The sequence below is a fragment of the Actibacterium pelagium genome, from assembly GCF_002285415.1.
GTDB classification, from domain to species: domain Bacteria; phylum Pseudomonadota; class Alphaproteobacteria; order Rhodobacterales; family Rhodobacteraceae; genus Actibacterium_B; species Actibacterium_B pelagium.
The window spans coordinates 117,022-133,261 of sequence record NZ_NSBU01000004.1 but is presented as its reverse complement, the minus strand read 5'-3'; the positions used below and the strand labels follow the sequence as shown (position 1 = coordinate 133,261).

Here is a 16,240-nt window from a genome sequence, read left to right as displayed (position 1 = left end):
CGGAATGAGCGCCACCGCAAAGAAGACGGCCCCGATGCCGTCAGATATTCTGGCCCGCAAGGGCGGCACGCCGCTGGTCTGCCTGACGGCCTATACCACGCCGTTTGCGCAGCTGACCGATCCGCATTGCGATATCATTCTGGTCGGTGACAGCGTGGGCATGGTGCACCACGGGCTGCCTTCGACCATTGGCGTCACGATGGACATGATGGTGATGCATGGCCAAGCCGTTGCGCGTGGCCTTAAGCAGGCGATGATGGTCGTGGATATGCCGTTCGGCTCCTACGAGGAATCGCCCGAGCAAGCCCTGCGCAACGCAGCGCGCATCATGCGTGAAACCGGCGCGGGCGCGGTAAAGCTGGAAGGCGGCGTGACCATGGCGCCAACAATCGAGTTTCTGACAAACCGTTCGATCCCTGTCATGGCCCATATCGGGCTGACCCCCCAGGCGATCAACACGCTTGGCGGTTACAAGGTGCAGGGCCGTGGCGAAGACCGCGAACGCATCATGGCCGATGCCGAGGCTGTGGCGAAGGCGGGTGCCTTCTCGGTCGTGCTGGAAAAGGTTCCGGCCTCTCTGGCAGACGAAATCACCGCTGCGATCCCGATCCCGACGATTGGGATCGGTGCGTCCGCAGGCTGTGACGGCCAGATTCTTGTGATCGACGACATGCTGGGCCTGTTCACCGCGTTCAAACCGAAGTTCGCCAAGCGTTATGCCACTTTGGGCGACGATGCTGACAAGGCGATTGCTGATTATGCTGATGAAGTCCGCTCTCGCGCCTTCCCGGCAGCCGAGCACGTATTTGGTGACAAAGCCCCGGAGCCAAAGAAATGATTGCGCCCATCGTGCGCAATCTGGCGGAGCTTCGCACGATGGTCCGCCAGTGGAAGATGGCGGGCGAGGTCGTTGGCGTGGTCCCCACAATGGGCGCGCTGCACCAGGGTCACCTGTCGCTGGTCAAGGCCGCAAAGGATGGCTGTGACCGGGTGATTGTCACGATCTTCGTGAACCCAAAGCAGTTCAACAATCCCGAAGACCTAGAAAACTATCCCCGCACCGAAGAAGAGGACGCCGAAAAGCTGGCCTCTTACAAGGTGGACGCGATCTATGTGCCTGACGGGGACGAGATGTATCCGCAGGGCTTCAATACCAATGTCTCTGTCTCTGGTGTGACCGAAGATCTGGAAGGTGCGCATCGCCCGGGCCATTTTGATGGTGTGGCGACGGTTGTCACCAAGCTGTTCCTGCAGACGCAGGCCGACAAGGCCTATTTCGGGAACAAGGACTACCAGCAGCTGCAACTGGTCAAACGCCTTGCGCTGGACCTGAATATACCGATCGAGGTTATCGGCTGCCCTACCATCCGCGAGGAAGATGGGCTGGCGATGTCGTCCCGCAACCTGCTGCTGTCCGACCGCGCCCGGATCAAGGCCCCGGCGCTGAACGCTGCCATGGTGCGCGCTGCGGAGCGGATCAAGGCGGGCGAAGACATCGCCAAGGTTTTGGCCGAGGCCAGCGACGAAGTGGTGCGCGCCGGGTTCATCGACGTGGAATACCTAGAGTTGCGTTCGGTCGGAACCCTGTCGCCGATGTCTGAATTCGCGGAACCCGCACGCTTGCTGGCGGCGGCCAATCTGGCCGGGGTTCGCCTGATCGACAATATCGGCGTTGACCCTTAAGGGCAGTCGAACTCTGTTAGGTCCGTTGTCGCGGGCAAGGTTGTCGCGAACTCCGAAAGTGCTGCGCGCATTTCTGGCTCCAGCTCTGGGGTCAACAGGAAGATCGACACGGTGTCATGGGCTGCGCTGACGCGGGGCGTGTTCATTTCCGCTGCAAGACACCAGCTGTCCGGAACGCCGTTTGTCAGCCAGTGCGTATAAATCATCGCATAGTCCGACCCGGCCTTTTGTGACAAAGCCTTGATCTGCTCTGGTTGCAGCGGGCCTTCGGCGCGCAGTTTGCGGGCCTCTTCCGAGCCCAGCCCGTAGATATCCAGCACATGTTGGTCGTTCTGATATGAGACCAGCCCGATGTCATTGGCTACCAGATTGTGCGGAAAGTATCGGGTCGCAAAAAGATGCATCTGATACTGCTGACCGAAGGTGTTGAACGCCGAAGGCGGGGTAAGCACCCAGTATGCGAAGTGGCTATAGGCCATCGGGGCTAGAACGAATGTCAACATTATCGCCGCGCTGCGCGTCGAAAATACTGTGAAACAAAGGGCAAGGCTGACCAACGCAATGGCGTTGGCATAGTTTTCGTAGCGGCCGAAAATGTCTTCCCGTCCAAACAGAACCTGTGCCAGCAGCGCCATGATCGCAGCCACAGCCAAGGGGCGTATTGCCTTGCCAGCTTGTCCAAGCAGTGGCAGTGAAATGGCGATCAGCAAGGCGCAAACAGTCAGAATGAGGTCGGGTAGCTCTGACAGTTTCTTGATCAAGTTATCCCAAACTGAACTCAGGATAGCGGCAAAGTCTCCGCCATAGGCAGTTTCGGCAACGCCAGATTTCGTCAGGACTGAACTTGGCAGGGCGGGCAGGCCCAGAAACTTCATCAGCAGAACATAGGTCGCAAGCAGCGCTGTCAGAGCTGCGCCAAGTGCGATCGCCGGGCGCCATCGCCCCATGGCGAGAAGCACAAGCAAAGCCGCGCCCGAGAAGGCCAATCCTTCGAACCGGATCATAGGTGACAGAAGGATGCCAATCCCCAGCATCACCCCAACCCGGCCCGTCTTGCCAAAGCGAAGCAGGCCAAGGGCAATCCACAAGGTCGCCAAGATGTGCAATGGATGCTCCATCCCGGTTAGGGGCAGTGCGGTCATATTCAGCGCGAGGATCATCAAAGGGACTGATAGAATCCGCAGAACACGGGCGACGGGCCCTGATTGCCTTTCGAAGACCGGCCAGATCGCGCCTGAAATCAGCCAGATCACGGCCATCCCCGGTAGCACGTTCAGGATCAACGGCCCCAAATCGCCAGCCCCAAGTGCCAGCATCCCTGCCACAAGGAACGGGTAAAGGATCGAGGATGACGGGGAAGAGAACTCGTTCGCGTTGATCCCATAGCCGCCCAACAGGATATTCTCGGCCACGGACAGGTGAATATACGGGTCGTCGATGGAGTAGACGAAAACACCACCTGTGAATTCCATCGCGCGCAAGACCAGCTGAACGGTCCACATCGCGAACACCAATGTCGAAGCGATTTGGTATTTCTGTTGGCTTGAAAAGTTCATTCGCGTCGTTCCGCCGCCAACAGTTCTGCAAGGGTCAAAGCCATGACCTTGGCGCTGTCGGCCATATCGTCGATACCCACCCATTCGTCCGGCTGGTGGGCAAGGTCCAGAATGCCCGGTCCGTAGGCGATGCAGTTCTTCAGCTTGCCAATCCGGTCGATATGTTTCTGGTCATAGGTGCCCGGGGAGACCACGAAATCGGGGTCCTTCGCCATCACCTGTCGGATCGCGCGTTCGACGCTTTGCACGATCGGGGCGTCGCGGTCGGTCATCGTGGGCTGGACCTCGAACAGGTCGCGGATCTCATAGTCGAAGCCGGGGCGCGCGGCGCGGACGCGTTCCATCAGTGCGGTGATCTCGGCTTTGACGTTGTCCAGTTCTTCTTCGATCAGGAACCGGCGGTCGATGGTGATCTGACAGCGGTCGGGCACGCAGGGGGCGGGCAGACCGGTATAGTCTTTGTCCTGCTCGGGTTCGCCGCCATGAATGGCGTTGATGTTCAACGTGGCATTGCGTGCGCCTTCGGGGACGACGGGCATCTCGGTCCGGCGTTCCATCAGGGCAGGGAAGAGCGTTTCTTCCATCTCGGCAATGACCGCGCCCATGTGGCGTACGGCGCAGTCGCCAAGGAAGGGCATAGAGCCGTGGGCGATGCGCCCCTTGGTTTCGATCTCGGCCCACCAGACGCCGCGATGGCCAAGGCAAATCCGGTCTTTGTTCAAGGGTTCAGGAATAATGACATGCTGGACGCGGGCTGGGTCGAAATAGCCTTTCTCGGCCAAATACGCGACGCCGCCATAGCCGCCGGATTCTTCGTCCGCGGTGGCGCTGATTTCAATCGCGCCGCGATAGTTCGGGCAGGCCGTGATAAAGGCTTCTGCTGCGATGACGCTGGCGGCCAACCCGCCTTTCATGTCGCAGGCCCCGCGCCCATAGACGCGGCCATCCCGGACCTCTCCGCCAAAAGGATCGACGGTCCAGCCGTGGCCAACCTCGACCACGTCGTGGTGGCTGTTGAAATGGACACACTCGCCCGGTGCCGTCCCTTCGTGACGGGCCACAAGGTTCCAGCGTGGGTGCTGTTCGCTATCGGCTGGTGCACCTTCGGCACGGATCAGTTCAACGGAGAACCCCGCGGCCTCAAGCCGTTTGGCCAGAAATTCGCAAATCTCGCGATAGTTCGTTCCCGGCGGGTTCAGCGTTGGAATGCGGATCAAATCCGCACAAAGCGCAGCCAATGCATCGCGCCGTGCGTCGATCTCTTGCAAAAGGCGGGTTTCGGTCGTCGAAGACATGGCCGAACCCTAGCCTTGTGCCGCCCCTGCGGCAATTGGCAATCAGTGCCCGGGGGTTGTGGACTCGGGCGGAACTTCCTTTATCTAAGGCAGGAACGAACAGGGGGTTCCCGATGGCTTATGTGAAAATGGTCCTGCGCATTCTGCTGCTGGCCTTCATTTTTGGGTTTCTGCACTACACGCTTCCGCAGCGCGACATCGTGCGTGTGATTGATACCTATGAGGAACGACAGGACCTGTCGGGCTGGACCACCTTGTTCTGGTCGACGCCGGATACGGCCACGGCCGAGCTGATCAATCGCGACGTGATGTTCATTCGCGCGGTCAAAGCCAACGGCAAGGCCATGGTCTATCGGAATGAGGACACAGGCTGGGGCTGGCCACCGTATTTCAAGTTCGACACGGCCACTTTGCAGACCGAAATCGCCGATACCCAGTCAACCAAGAATGACCCCGAATGGGTCGCCATCACCCATTATGGCTGGCGGAATGAATTCTTGTCGATCTTCCCGAACGCGATCGGGGTAAAGCCTGTCGCTGGGCCTGATGTCCGCCTGATCCCGTGGGTGAATATCGTGATCCTGACAGGTCTTCTGATCGCGTTCTTGGCCCTATGGCGCGCGTGGCGCCGGTTCCGGATGCGGACCATCGACCCGCTGATAGAGGATGTCGAAGACACCTGGGACGCGGCAGAGGCACGGGCCGATGAAGCCAAGGGTCAGGCCGGTCGCTGGTGGGACCGCTTGCGTGGTCGTTAAAGACCCCAGTGACTTGATCCAAAGCCTGCCCTGCGCCATACCCCTTTGAAGGGATAGAGAGCAGGATCATACTATGCGCGAGACCGTAGCAGAATTTCTAAGCCGCCCGAAGGTGCGGTATTTTATTCTTGGCGTGATCATGTTCAACGCTGTGATCCTTGGTCTGGAAACCTCGGGCACGATCACAGCTAAGTTCGGTGGGTTGATCGAAGCGCTGGATACAGCCTGTCTTACAGTCTTTGTGGTGGAGATTGCCGCGAAACTATTTGCCCACCGGCTGAAGTTTTTCCGAGACGGCTGGAACATCTTTGACTTTGTCATCGTCGGCATAGCACTTGTGCCAGCCGCCGAGGCGATCTCGGTCCTGCGGGCCATGCGAATTTTGCGTGTGCTGCGCGTTCTGTCTGCGGCCCCAAGTCTGCGCCGCGTGGTCGAGGGTTTCGTGCGCGCGCTGCCCGGCATGGGTTCGGTCTTTTTGCTGATGGCGATCATCTTCTACATCGGCTCGGTCATGGCCACGAAACTGTTTGGTCAGACCTTCCCCGAATGGTTTGGCACGCTTGGGCTGTCGGCCTATTCCCTGTTCCAGATCATGACGCTGGAAAGCTGGTCGATGGGAATTGTCCGCCCGGTAATGGAAGTTCAGCCTTATGCCTGGGCCTTCTTCGTGCCGTTCATCATGGTCACCACATTCGCGGTGGTTAACCTTGTCGTGGGTTTGATCGTGAACTCGATGCAGGATGCGCATGAGCAAGAGGCCAATGACCAGACGGACGAGTATCGCGATCAGGTTTTGACACGTCTTGCTGCGATCGAGGCGAAACTGTCCGACAAGGCCTAGGCCCGGTTCAGGCGAAGCACCCAGCTAAGCGCGGCAAAGCCCGCTAGAATGACCAGTGCGATACCGGCGTTTGAGGCATAGAAGACGCCGCGTTCCGGGAATGTCATAGAGTTCAGAAAAGGATAGGCCAGACCGCTGGTGACAGACCCGGCTGGGCTGTCGTTCAGGTTCTGGATCACCAACTCTCCCCACGCGACGTAGGCCATGATGATTGCCATCAGTTGCGGAACGGCGCGCAGAGGCCGGCGGTAGACCCGGGCAATGAACAGCGCGTCAAAGATTTGCAGAAACGGCCCTGCCAGATGCAGGTAATACTGCTGAAGGAAGGGCGGCGGGCCATCTGCATGCAGCAGGTTGGGGTCGGTGAAGTACAGTTTCCAGTAAAGGAACATCACCATCACATTCAGGACAGAGGCGCTCATCGCTGTGATGCGGTAGTCCCCGTCGCGCCAGCCAGAGCTGAGCGACAGCATGAAGTAGGCCGAAATCATCGAAACGATCAGGCCCCAGATGGTCAGAAACCGGAACGGTCCGCCAAAGTTGGTATAGTCCGAGGTCACGACGTTATAGATCGTGTATCCCACCGCCAGCAGGAATACGATCCAACGATAAGCCCGTACAGGACGTCCGTGAATGTTCATGGCGCTACTCCATAACCTAGGCCAGCGTGGCCCGGTCAGGTCGCCTCAGTAAAGTCTAACGTTGGGTTATTAGGCCCGCAGGCTGTCGATCCGTGCGATACCAAGCGTATCCAGCACCTTGGCTTCGATGTCCTCGGCCTGCAGTTTGGCGACCTCGTACATCTGCTGGGGCGAGGCCTGATCGATGAAAGTATCCGGCAGCACCATCGAGCGGTACTTGAGCCCGCTGTCAAACACGCCTTCTTCTGCCAGAAGCTGCGCAACGTGGCTGCCAAAGCCTCCCACGGCGCCTTCTTCGATGGTGATCAGGCATTCGTGGTTTGCGCCCAGATCAAGGATCAGTTCGCGGTCCAGCGGCTTGGCGAAACGGGCGTCGACGATGGTGGGGTTGATGCCCCGGGCCGACAGCGCCTCTGCCGCCTTTTCGGTTTCGGCCAAGCGGGTGCCGAAGGACAGAAGCGCGACGCGCGCGCCTTCCCGAATGATCCGGCCTTTGCCGATCTCAAGGATTTCACCGATTTCGGGCATCTCCACGCCGACGCCTTCACCGCGCGGATAGCGGAAGGCGATGGGGCCGTCATCATAGGCGGCGGCGGTGGCGACCATGTGTTTCAGCTCTGCCTCGTCCGCGGCCGCCATGACAACCATGTCCGGCAGGTTGGCCATGTAGGCGATGTCAAACGAGCCGGCGTGGGTCGCGCCATCGGCCCCGACCAGCCCTGCGCGGTCGATGGCAAAGCGAACCGGCAAACGCTGGATCGCGACGTCGTGGACAACTTGGTCATAGCCGCGTTGCAGGAAGGTCGAATACATCGCGCAGAAGGGCTTCATTCCGCCGGCGGCAAGCGCGGCACAGAATGTGACGCCATGCTGCTCGGCAATGCCGACGTCAAAGCACCGAGAGGGGTAGCGCTCGGCAAACAGGCTTAGCCCGGTGCCATCCGGCATCGCAGCGGTCACGGCGACGATCTTGTCATCCTTGGCGGCCAGATCGACCAGCGCATTGCCAAAGACGTTGGTGTAGGACGGTGCGTTCGAGGGGGCTTTCTTCTGCTTTCCGGTGATCACGTCGAACTTGGCCGTTGCATGGCCCTTGTCGTCGCGGTTCTCAGCCGGGGCATAGCCCTTGCCTTTCTTGGTGATCGCGTGGATCAGGATCGGCCCGGTGGCGCGGTCCTTGACGGTTCGCAACACGCTAAGCAGCTGTTCCATGTCGTGGCCGTCGATCGGCCCGACGTAAGAGAAGCCCAGCTCTTCGAACAACGTGCCGCCCACGGTCATGTGTTTCAGCATGTCTTTGGCGCGACGTGCGCCTTCTTGGAACGGTTCTGGCAGCAGGCTGACCGCGCCTTTGGCGGCGGCTTTCAGCTCTTGGAACGGAGCGCCGGCATAGAGGTCCGACAGGTAAGACGACAGGGCGCCTACGGGCGGTGCAATCGACATCTCGTTGTCGTTGAGGATGACGATCATGCGTTTTTTCAGGTGACCCGCGTTGTTCATCGCCTCAAAAGCCATGCCCGCCGACATCGAGCCATCACCGATCACGGCAATCGCATCACCAATGCCATAGTCCGGCGCCCCGCCCAGATCACGCGCAACGGCAAAGCCAAGCGCCGCAGAGATAGAGGTAGAGCTATGCGCCGCGCCGAACGGGTCATAGGGGCTTTCCGACCGTTTGGTGAAGCCCGACAGCCCGTCCTTCGTCCGCAGGGTGCGAATGCGGTCGCGGCGGCCGGTCAGGATTTTATGCGGATAGCACTGGTGCGACACATCCCAGATCAGCCGATCCTTGGGCGTATCAAATACGGCGTGCAAGGCAACTGTCAGTTCGACCACACCCAGTCCCGCGCCCAGATGTCCGCCGGTTTCAGATACGGCAGACACGGTTTCGGTCCGCAGTTCATCCGCGACCTGTCGCAGCTCTGCATCCGAGAACTGCTTTAGGTCCGCAGGCACATTCACGCGGTCCAGAAGGGGGGTATGAGGTCGGTCACTCATGGCTGACTTTCAGGGGCCCAGTATTACATCTCGCGCGAGATAACGAAACGGGCGCATTCCCGCAAGGTTTCTGCGTCCTTACCATAAGGAACTAGCGCGGCTTCCGCGTCGTCAATAAGGGCCCGAGCCCGTGCTTTGGCCCCATCCAGCCCCAGCAGGGACACAAAGGTGGCCTTGCCCGCATCGCTATCCTTGCCCACGGCTTTGCCGACCTTGGTCGCATCGCCTTCGACATCCAGCACATCGTCCCAGATCTGGAAGGCCAACCCAAGGTCGCGCGCATAGGTCGCCAGTGGCGTGGTATCGGCTTGGCCCAGCACAGCGCCGGCCGTGGCGGACCACTCGATCAGGGCGCCGGTTTTCCCGGCCTGCAATTCGGTAATCTGTTCCAGCGTCAGCGGGTCTGGTGCGGTCTCGGCGGCGATGTCCAGTGCCTGACCCAGCACCATGCCGCGAATGCCAGAGGCCTTCGCCATGCCGGAGACCAAAGCAATGCGCACCGCCGGATCATGGTGGCACGCCGGGTCGGAAAGAAGATCAAAGGCCAGCGTCTGCAAGGCATCGCCCGCCAGAACGGCTGTGGCCTGATCCCACTTAACATGGATCGTTGGCTGGCCCCGGCGCAGATCGTCGTCATCCATGCAGGGCAGGTCGTCATGGACCAGAGAATAGGCGTGCAGCGCCTCGACCGCAGCGGCGGCGTTCAGGGCGTCCTTGATCCCGTGCAGCCGGGCAGATTCCATCACCAGAAAGGCGCGCAGGCGTTTGCCGCCCCGCAGGGTATAGCGCATAGCCTCGGTCACGGGCTGATTGGCGTCGTCGGCCAAAGCCTTTTGCAGCCGTGTCTCGACCAGACCGGCGACCTCTTTCAGGCGCTCTTGAAACATCACATGCCTTCGACGGGGGTGGTGCCGGTGGGCTCGCCATCCTTGTTCAGGGTGATGGCGGCGACCTTTTCCTCGGCTTCCTTAAGCTTGGTTTCGCAGTGGGCCTTCAGCGCCGCGCCGCGTTCATACAGCGTGATCGACTGGTCCAGCGGCACGTCGCCGCGTTCCAGCTGGCCCACAACGCCTTCCAGCTCGGCCATGGCCTGTTCGAATGTCATCTCGGCAACGGGGGTGTCGCTCATGCGCCTTGCTCCATCAAAACCTTCACATGCGCCGCAACGCTGTTTGCGAGCGCATCCAGATCATATCCGCCCTCCAGAGTCGAGACCACCCGGCCCTGTGCATGTCGATCCGCCAGAGCGCAGATTTCTTCGGTGATCCACGCAAAATCATCTTCGTGCCACTGAAGGTTGGCCAGCGGGTCAGCGATATGGGCGTCGAACCCGGCTGAAACCAGCACAAGTTCGGGCGCGAAACGGTCCATCTGCGGCTGGATCAGGTCATGCCAAGCGCCGCGAAGTGCCTCGTGCCCAGTAAGCGGCGCAAGCGGAACGTTGACGATATTGCCATGTGCCCCGCGCTCAAGCGTCGCGCCAGATCCGGGGTAAAGCGGCATCTGGTGGGTCGAGGCAAACAGCACCCGCCGTTCATCCCACATCAGGTCCTGCGTGCCGTTTCCGTGATGGACATCAAAGTCGATGATCGCGACGCGCGACAGGCCGTGGTGGTCCAGCGCGTGTTTTGCGGCAATCGAGACATTTCCGAACAGGCAAAACCCCATCGCGGTTTCGGTCTCGGCATGGTGGCCCGGGGGACGGGTGGCGCAAAAGGCATTCTGCACCTCTCCGCCCAGCACCATATCGACCGCTTTGACATTGGCCCCAACACCCCGGCGCGCGGCCGCCAGAGAGCCCGGCGACATATGTGTATCCCCATCCAGCATCGTGTGCCCCTGCACCGGCACCGCGTTCTTGATGCGGGTCAGATAGGTTTCAGGGTGGCATCGCAGAATATCAGCGTCTTCGCACAAGGGGGCCTCGACCCGCTGCAAATCGTCGAACTCGGGGTCGTCCAGACGTTTCAGGATCGAGGTCAGCCGATCCACCCTTTCCGGGTGGCCCATCGGAGTCACATGGTCAAGGCAATCGGGGTGGGTCAGGAGCGCTGTGGTCATGGATCGAGACAAGCCCAAACCCGGCATCAGTTCAAGGAGCAATCCAAGAGGAACTCTTTTGCGCCAATCGCCGCCATACCCGTGCCCCTTTGGGCCTAGGCAAACCTGTGCAGCAAGAACGTGTAGATCGAGAAGTTACCGTAGATGAACATCAGGTAGACCTCGACACAGGCGAGCGCAAAGAACGCGATGCTGGCAAGATCACTGCTGCGCGGGAAGCGGTTGAACCAGATCAGGGCGATTATCTTGGCGATGAACATCGGGGCGGTCAGGTCCACGCCACCCACCGAGATCGGGAAGGCCAACCAGACCACCAGTGACACCAACAGGTTCACCAGTTGAAATCGCAGGAAGGTTTTGGTCATGGGTCAGTCAGGCGCCAGCATATAACCCGCGCCGCGTACCGTTTGCAGATAGCGGGGCTGGCGGGGATTGTTCTCGATCTTGCGTCTTAGCCTTGTGATCTGAACATCCACTGCGCGTTCTTGGGCCTGACCGCCGTCACGGCCCAGTTCTTCGACTAGGTCGGCACGGCTGACAGGTTCACCGGCGCGGGCCGAGAAGATCTTCATCAACTCGGCTTCAGTCGCGGTCAGGCGGATCAGGTCGTCGCCTCGCCAAAGCTCTCCGCGCCCGCAGTCATAACGAACGGGACCAAGGTGCAAGAGCTTGGGTAGGGCGGCATCGGGCGCGTCTTGGGGCACGCGGCGCAGGATGGCATTGATGCGCAGCAGCAGTTCTTTGGGCTCGAACGGTTTCGCCAGATAGTCATCGGCCCCGCTTTCCAGCCCGGCAATCCGGTCTGCTGTTTCACCCTTGGCCGTCAGCAGCAGGATCGGGGTCTGCAGGGTCTCGCGCAAAGACCGGGTCAGGCTCATCCCGTCTTCGCCCGGCATCATGACGTCCAGCACGATCAGGTCAAACTCCAGCCCTGCGAGCAGGCGTCGGGCATGGGCGGCATCGCGCGCAGCGCTTACCCAGAACCCATGGCGGATCAGGAACTTTTGCAGAAGGTCGCGGATACGCTCGTCATCATCGACGATCAGAATATGCGCTTCGGGATCCATGGCCATCAATTACTGTCCTTGATCATATTAAAGTGGCGCCGCATGTCGGGATCCATCATTGCCTCAAGCACCTGACGAAATCCAGAGACAGCCTGCGGCCCCGCCTTCCGATAGGCATCGCGCATCCGGTCGCGCTGGGCATTTGACAGTTCTTGTTCCAACGCCGTTCCGGCCTCGGTCAGAAACAGATGACGCTCGCGTTTGTCGCGTTTGCCGACGCGGCTTTCCACCAGACCGTCCGCGATCAGGGTGCGCAGGACGCGGTTGAGCGACTGTTTCGTCACCCCAAGGATCGACAGAAGGTTGTTTACCGTCGTGCCCGGGTTGCGGTTGATGAAATGCACGGCCCGGTGGTGGGCCCGGCCATAGGCGTAATTGTCCAGAATTCGGTCCGGGTCTGCGGTGAAGCCACGATAGGCGAAATACATCGCCTCGATCCCCTTGCGCAGCTGCTCGTCCGTCAGAAACAGCAGGCTTTCGCCGCCATGAGAGCTGTCCGACATCGTGCCTCCGATCACAATTTGCCTTGTTTCCCGGATTTTATGTCAGTCTTGTTGACTTTCCAAGAATCAATTGTTAGCGATCACCAGTTTTTGCGCAAGAATATGTCCGAAGCGGACTTAACTCGCGCAACTAATGGAAAAATGCCTTGGAAATACGGGAGACAGGCAAATGGCCGGCTATGGTGACCGCGACGGTAAAATCTGGATGGACGGAGAGATGGTAGAATGGCGCGATGCCAAGGTCCATGTCCTGTCTCACGCGTTGCACTATGCCAGCTCTGTCTTCGAGGGCGAGCGCTGCTATGACGGCAAGATTTTCCTAAGCCGCAAGCACTCGGAACGTCTGCACAAGTCGGGCGAGATGATGGACATGCCGATCCCCTATTCCGTGGACGAGATCGAAGCCGCCAAACAGGCCGTTCTTGACGCCAACAACCTGACCAACGCCTATGTCCGCGTCATCGCTTGGCGCGGGGCAGGGGAAGACATGGGTGTCGCGTCTTCGCGCAACCCGGTCCGCATGGCCGTCACCGCTTGGGAATGGGGCAGCTATTACGGCGACGCGAAATACAAGGGTGCCAAGCTGGACATCGCCAAGTGGAAGCGCCCCTCGCCCGAGACCATCCCGACCGCGGCCAAGGCGGCGGGCCTGTACATGATCTGCACCATGTCCAAGCACACGGCCGAAGCCAAAGGCTGTTCGGACGCCATGTTCCTGGACTATCGCGGCTACGTGGCCGAGGCGACCGGCGCGAACATCTTCTTCGTGAAGGATGGCGAGGTGCACACGCCGATCCCCGATGCGATCCTGAACGGCCTGACCCGCCAGACCGTCATCCAGATGCTGAAGGACAAGGGCATCACCGTGCACGAGCGTCACATCATGCCGGAAGAGCTGGCTGATTTCGAACAGTGCTGGCTGACCGGCTCTGCGGCAGAGGTCACCCCGGTTGGGCAGATCGGTGACTACATGTTCGAGGTTGGCGCACTGACCCGCGATATCTCGGAAAGCTACGACAAGCTGGTTCGGGCTTAATCTGTTGGCGGGGGCAGCTTATTCTAAATAGTGCGCGCCCGTTATTCAGCGTTTTCCGACGTTGAACGCCAAGGTTGAATTAAATTTACGTCCCGTTAAGAATTAGTGACCGCCTACCGATTGGTAGGCGGTTTGTTTTGCTAGTTCTGGGGATGGGAATGATCGAGGGGAAGTTGGCCTGTGGTTTTCAGGCAGGGTTGTGTGCGGGTGCGCGCGCAATCGGAAACAAGATTCAGCAAGTGTTTTTTGTTGCATTGGCAATAGCTGTGATGAGCTTTGCTTCATCCGGCGTGGCTTACGCCCAAGCAGTAATAGACGCAGATGCCGATGGTTTTCCTGTTGGTTTAGATTGCGATGACAGCAATCCCTTAGTGAACCCCGCTGCCCCAGAGGTTCCAGATGGGATCGACAACGATTGTGACGGATTGGTCGATGCCGCTGATCCAAGTTTCATCGGACCGCCACAGAACTTGACGCTTTATCTCGATGCGGATCAGGACGGCTTTGGAATTGCATCGAATTGGATTCTAGCTCCCGCACCAATTTCTGGGTATTCGTTGACTGCCGGTGACTGCGATGACAGCAACGCAGATGTTAACCCTGGTGCTGCAGAAGTTGCAGACGGGATCGACAACGATTGTGACGGGGATATCGATGAAGGTGTTCTGACCACCTATTATCAGGATCTTGACGAGGACAATTACGGCAACCCCAATGTGACACAGGATGCCGCCACTCAGCCAGTCGGATATGTCACTGACAACAACGACTGTGATGACACCGATGACACGGTTAATCCCGGCGCGACAGAGGTTGAAGACGGCGTCGACAATGACTGTGACGGGATCATTGATGAAGGTTTTGCGCCGTTCCGTAAAATCGAGGTGACTGCCTCCATCGATCCTAACCCGCTGCCATTACCGGCGACGAATGTCCCGGTAACTTTAAGCGTCACTATTCGGAACTTCGGTAACCAACCAGAAACACTGACCAGTCTCGTTTTTGGCGATTATCTTAACCTGATCGGCGACCCCGACTCTACTTGCACTGGGGCGACGATCACGCCGGGCACCACTTATTCGTGCAGTTACTTAGATTTCATCACAACCAACACCGAGCCATTTTCTGTGGTGGTCGGCGTAACCGCAGCAACAACGGATGGAACGACTGATACAGGTAGTTTCACATGGTACTTGGGCAATACTGACATCACGCCGCCGACTGTTGCAATCACGTCGACCGTGACGGACCCGACCAACACGTCGCCAATCCCGGTGACGGTGACTTTCTCGGAAGAGGTCGAGAATTTCATTCAAACTGACATGGTGGTTAACGGTGGTTCCGTCTCGAATTTCTCGACGTCGGACAACACGGTCTGGACCTTCGACCTGACCCCGTCGGGCGATGGAACCGTCACCGTCGATATCGCCGCGAATGTTGCAGCAGACCTTGCTGGCAACAACAACACGGCAGCGTCGCAGTTCTCGGTCGAATATGACGCCACCCCACCGGGTCTGACGATCTCGGGTGTGCCCGAGACCTATCTGCCCGGTGACACATTCAACGTAACCTTCACTTTCGCAGAGGATGTAACCGGTTTCGACGCATCAGATGTTGATGTGACGGGCGGGTCTGTTGGTGCCGTCAGCGGGGGACCGCGTGTGTATACCGCAACGGTTACTCCGGGCGACACCGACAACGTGACCGTAAGCGTTGCAGAAGGTGCGGCCGTTGATGCGGCAGGCAACCTTTCTGTCGCGGCCAGCGCAAGCTCGCTGATCGACAGTGCGACGGTCGCCGGTGAGATGATCGCCGACTTCACCGAAACGCGCGCGCGCAATTTGGTTCAGAACCAGCCGGGTCTTGCCCGCTTCCTGAGTGCAGGGGCAAATGGCTATCTGAACGCGGATGTCACGCGTGGCAATGCGGATATCAGCTTTGCAACTGGTGGCGACTCGTCCTTCTGGTTGGCGCTTGAGGCGTCCAGAACCGACCTGTCGGGCTCGGGTGACCAAACTTATGCCTTGGCAACCCTTGGCGGCCATATGAAGCTGAACGAAGGCCTTCTGATCGGCGGCATGCTGCAATTTGACCGTTCCGAATTTGACCCGGATGGCGCCACAGGTGACATCAGCGGTGACGGTTGGATGGCAGGTCCGTATATGGTCGCACAGCTTGGTGACCAGCCGCTCTTCTTCGAAGGGCGCTTGCTGTACGGCGAAAGCGACAACGAGGTGAACCCGCTTGGCACCTTCACGGACTCGTTCAAGACAGAGCGTTTCCTTGGCATGCTGGCGCTTGAGGGCAACTATGAGGCTAACGGTATGACGCTTTATCCGCGGATCGAGTACAACCATGTCTCTGACCGCCAGTTGGAATACATCGATGGTCTGTCCAATACCGTTCCAGAGCAGAAGGTCACGCTGAGCGAGCTTTCGGTGGGTGTCGATCTTGAAGCGCCGATCAAAGGTGCCCGACACGAGCAAGCTATGACGATGGGACTTTCAGGTATCTGGTCGAAGACCAACGGTTCGGGCGCTGCCGTGAACTTTATCGACGAGGATGAAGGTGGTCGTGCGCGTATTGATGTCGGTTATGTCATCGCGACAGACGAAGGACTGCGTGCATCGGCTAAAGCCTATGTCGATGGTCTTGGAAACGATGATTACAACACCTACGGTGTTGCGCTGAACCTTTCGCTGAACTTCTGACGCGACTGAATTTGAAGTCAAAGAGCGCACCCTACCCGGTGCGCTCTTTTCGTTTCTAAGTCTTCCCCTTGTGGGCCTTCGATGCCAAAA

General features: G+C 59.1%; 16 protein-coding genes. 6 read left to right on the top strand and 10 right to left on the bottom strand.

The features are described from left to right. The first annotated feature begins 4 nt into the window (after positions 1–4). Positions 5–838, top strand: a complete 834-nt coding sequence (gene panB, locus CLM58_RS00940; protein WP_095594040.1) for a 3-methyl-2-oxobutanoate hydroxymethyltransferase — start codon at positions 5–7, stop codon at positions 836–838. Next, positions 835–1,683: a pantoate--beta-alanine ligase gene (gene panC / locus CLM58_RS00935; protein WP_095594039.1), complete on the top strand. Its 849-nt coding sequence runs from the start codon at positions 835–837 to the stop codon at positions 1,681–1,683. Before panB ends, panC begins: the two co-directional genes overlap by 4 nt. Here the strand turns inward: panC and CLM58_RS00930 are convergent. Beyond that, positions 1,680–3,239, bottom strand: a complete 1,560-nt coding sequence (locus CLM58_RS00930; RefSeq protein ID WP_095594038.1) for a hypothetical protein — start codon at positions 3,237–3,239, stop codon at positions 1,680–1,682. The two genes, panC and CLM58_RS00930, sit on opposite strands and share 4 nt — an antisense overlap. After that, positions 3,236–4,534: an acetylornithine deacetylase/succinyl-diaminopimelate desuccinylase family protein gene (locus tag CLM58_RS00925; RefSeq protein WP_095594037.1), complete on the bottom strand. Its 1,299-nt coding sequence runs from the start codon at positions 4,532–4,534 to the stop codon at positions 3,236–3,238. The genes CLM58_RS00930 and CLM58_RS00925 overlap by 4 nt, the downstream gene beginning before the upstream one ends. Before the next feature lie 113 nt (positions 4,535–4,647). On the opposite strand from CLM58_RS00925, the gene CLM58_RS00920 reads away from it, so the two are divergent. Both CLM58_RS00920 and CLM58_RS00915 read left to right on the top strand, forming a co-directional pair. Next, positions 4,648–5,292, top strand: a complete 645-nt coding sequence (locus CLM58_RS00920) for a DUF1523 family protein (RefSeq protein ID WP_095594036.1) — start codon at positions 4,648–4,650, stop codon at positions 5,290–5,292. Between the two features lie 73 nt (positions 5,293–5,365). After that, positions 5,366–6,133 (top strand): ion transporter, encoded by a 768-nt coding sequence (locus tag CLM58_RS00915; RefSeq protein WP_095594035.1) that lies wholly within the window; start codon positions 5,366–5,368, stop codon positions 6,131–6,133. On the opposite strand, the gene CLM58_RS00910 is transcribed toward CLM58_RS00915, so the two are convergent. The 8 genes from CLM58_RS00910 to CLM58_RS00875 all read right to left on the bottom strand — a co-directional run bounded on the left by CLM58_RS00910 (position 6,130) and on the right by CLM58_RS00875 (position 12,403). After that, positions 6,130–6,774, bottom strand: coding sequence for an androgen-induced gene 1 family protein (locus tag CLM58_RS00910; RefSeq protein ID WP_095594034.1), 645 nt, complete (start codon positions 6,772–6,774; stop codon positions 6,130–6,132). The two genes, CLM58_RS00915 and CLM58_RS00910, sit on opposite strands and share 4 nt — an antisense overlap. A 69-nt stretch (positions 6,775–6,843) precedes the next feature. After that, positions 6,844–8,772 carry a 1-deoxy-D-xylulose-5-phosphate synthase gene (dxs, locus tag CLM58_RS00905; protein WP_095594033.1) on the bottom strand — a complete coding sequence of 643 codons (1,929 nt, stop codon included), beginning with the start codon at positions 8,770–8,772 and terminating at the stop codon, positions 6,844–6,846. 23 nt (positions 8,773–8,795) lie between these two features. Continuing rightward, positions 8,796–9,659, bottom strand: coding sequence for a polyprenyl synthetase family protein (locus CLM58_RS00900; RefSeq protein ID WP_095594032.1), 864 nt, complete (start codon positions 9,657–9,659; stop codon positions 8,796–8,798). Continuing rightward, positions 9,659–9,901 (bottom strand): exodeoxyribonuclease VII small subunit, encoded by a 243-nt coding sequence (locus CLM58_RS00895; protein ID WP_095594031.1) that lies wholly within the window; start codon positions 9,899–9,901, stop codon positions 9,659–9,661. Before CLM58_RS00895 ends, CLM58_RS00900 begins: the two co-directional genes overlap by 1 nt. Then, complete coding sequence (locus CLM58_RS00890) at positions 9,898–10,833, bottom strand: histone deacetylase family protein (protein ID WP_095594030.1); 936 nt, start codon at positions 10,831–10,833, stop codon at positions 9,898–9,900. The genes CLM58_RS00895 and CLM58_RS00890 overlap by 4 nt, the downstream gene beginning before the upstream one ends. Before the next feature lie 95 nt (positions 10,834–10,928). Then, a complete protein-coding gene (locus tag CLM58_RS00885) occupies positions 10,929–11,198 on the bottom strand; it encodes a hypothetical protein (protein WP_095594029.1) in 270 nt (89 codons plus the stop codon). A 3-nt stretch (positions 11,199–11,201) separates the two neighbouring features. Then, the gene (locus tag CLM58_RS00880) at positions 11,202–11,906 is read right to left on the bottom strand and encodes a response regulator (protein ID WP_373286804.1); all 705 of its coding nucleotides are present in this window, start codon (positions 11,904–11,906) and stop codon (positions 11,202–11,204) included. Continuing rightward, positions 11,906–12,403, bottom strand: a complete 498-nt coding sequence (locus tag CLM58_RS00875) for a MarR family winged helix-turn-helix transcriptional regulator (protein ID WP_095594028.1) — start codon at positions 12,401–12,403, stop codon at positions 11,906–11,908. The genes CLM58_RS00880 and CLM58_RS00875 overlap by 1 nt, the downstream gene beginning before the upstream one ends. A gap of 169 nt (positions 12,404–12,572) precedes the next feature. Between CLM58_RS00875 and CLM58_RS00870 the strand changes: the two genes are divergently transcribed. Next, positions 12,573–13,439, top strand: coding sequence for a branched-chain amino acid aminotransferase (locus CLM58_RS00870; protein ID WP_095594027.1), 867 nt, complete (start codon positions 12,573–12,575; stop codon positions 13,437–13,439). Between the two features lie 269 nt (positions 13,440–13,708). Beyond that, the gene (locus CLM58_RS00865) at positions 13,709–16,150 is read left to right on the top strand and encodes an Ig-like domain-containing protein (RefSeq protein ID WP_158221828.1); all 2,442 of its coding nucleotides are present in this window, start codon (positions 13,709–13,711) and stop codon (positions 16,148–16,150) included. The last annotated feature ends 90 nt before the right edge of the window (positions 16,151–16,240 follow it).